This window comes from Psittacicella gerlachiana, assembly GCF_003585965.1.
Lineage (GTDB): Bacteria > Pseudomonadota > Gammaproteobacteria > Enterobacterales > Psittacicellaceae > Psittacicella > Psittacicella gerlachiana.
This window is the reverse complement of the sequence record NZ_NRJF01000182.1, coordinates 1-1935: the sequence shown is the minus strand read 5'-3', so window position 1 is coordinate 1935 and position 1935 is coordinate 1. Positions and strand designations below refer to the sequence as shown.

1 protein-coding gene is annotated in these 1935 nt (G+C 32.1%); it reads right to left on the bottom strand.

From position 1 onward, the window contains the following. Window positions 1–308: 308 nt before the first annotated feature. Window positions 309–1316 carry a type I glyceraldehyde-3-phosphate dehydrogenase gene (gene gap / locus CKF59_RS06080; protein WP_119535059.1) on the bottom strand — a complete coding sequence of 336 codons (1008 nt, stop codon included), beginning with the start codon at window positions 1314–1316 and terminating at the stop codon, window positions 309–311. Between the last annotated feature and the right edge of the window lie 619 nt (window positions 1317–1935).

Below are 1935 nucleotides of genomic sequence, written 5' to 3'. Positions count from 1 at the left end.
TCTAAAATTATATATTATAGCAAAAAATATAACTTTTAGAAAGTTTTCTCTAAACCTAATACTTGAGACAAGAGAGTTATAAGATCAAAGAACTTTTTTGCTTTTAAAGTCAGACTAATGTAACTTTTATGTTTGCCCCTAAGCAAATTAGTTTTATCTAAAAAAAGCAATTTACCTTGAAATTACTTTTTTTAGATAAAACTCTTTATTAAGTATAAGGGGAAAATTTTTATTTTCAAGGATGCAAAAGGTCTCCCTGTTCAAGGAGACCTTATGACGCTTCGAATAGTTTATTGGTTTAAAACTTATTATTTACCGTAGTTGAATACGTGTTTAGCTAAGTCTAATACTTTGTTAGAGTAACCGATTTCGTTATCGTACCAAGAAACTAATTTGAAGAATTTGTCAGTTAATGCAATACCTGCTTTAGCATCAAAGATTGAAGTGTGTTTATCACCTAAGAAATCAGTTGATACAACTTCGTCTTCAGTGTAACCTAAAACACCTTTTAATTCACCTTCTGCAGCAGCTTTAACTACTTTACAGATTTCTTCGTATGAAGTTGATTTTTCTAAGTTAACTGTTAAGTCTACTACAGAAACATCAGGAGTAGGTACACGGAAAGCCATACCTGTTAATTTACCGTTTAACTCAGGAATTACTTTACCTACAGCTTTAGCAGCACCTGTTGATGAAGGGATGATGTTTTGTGCAGCACCACGACCACCTCTCCAGTCTTTCATTGAAGGACCGTCAACAGTTTTTTGTGTAGCTGTTGTAGCGTGAACTGTAGTCATTAAACCAGAAAGGATACCGAAGTTTTCGTGAATCACTTTAGCTAATGGAGCTAAACAGTTAGTTGTACATGAAGCGTTAGATACGATGTCTTGACCAGCGTATTCTTTGTGGTTAACGCCCATTACGAACATTGGAGTAGCATCTTTAGATGGACCAGTTAAAACAACTTTTTTCGCACCAGCTTGGATGTGTTTACGAGCAGTTTCGTCAGTTAAGAAAATACCTGTACCTTCGATTGCAATATCAACACCGATTTCGTCCCATTTTAAGTTAGCTGGGTCACGCTCAGCAGTTACACGAATAGTTTTACCGTTAACCACTAAGTTACCATCTTTAACTTCTACAGTACCTTTGAAACGACCGTGAGTTGAATCATATTTTAACATGTAAGCCATGTATTCAGCATCGATTAAGTCATTGATACCTACAACTTCAAAATCTTCTGGACGCTCAACAGCAGCACGGAAAACAAAACGACCGATACGACCAAAACCGTTAATACCTAGTTTAATTGTCATTGATTGATACTCCTTGTTTTTAGCAAGATTGCTTAAACAATTTATAAATGTGATTAATAAAATACTTTATTTTAATAAATCTAGTGTAGCTTAAACCTATTAAAAATAAAGCCATTAGCTTGCTGTATATCAGTATGCAGTTATCCAAAACAAAAATGTTATAAAATTTATAACGATAAGCTGCACTTAATAACAAATGTACATAACAAACTAACTTACATTTTTTTGTAAGTCGGTGACTACTACTTCTAAGTTCTAACTTAAAAATAGTTTAGTAATTAGATTTTCTTAAAGTTATTTATTTAAATCTTTGCTTTAAGTTAAAACCTATTACTGGGTGGTCAACACCCAAAATTCTAAGAGAACCTAAAAGTATGCTTCTCTACTTTATTTAAACTAAAGCTTATATTATTAAACTAATATTTTAAACTAAAGCCTATACTCGGTTAGATAAAATATAGCACTAGTATAACCTACTAAAGCAATATAACTTACTAAAGAGCCAAGTAGAGAAAACAAACAAATCAACAAATAATTTTGTGAAATGCTTGTGAAATCTTCTTAGAGAAAAAAGATAAATTATCCTTTGTTTCCCTTTTTTATTTCGCCTATATTATAC

Coding starts and splice junctions, on each gene's coding strand:
- gap (WP_119535059.1), bottom strand. CDS start 1,316: ATGACAATTAAACTAGGTATTAACGGTTTTGGTCGTATCGGTCGTTTT.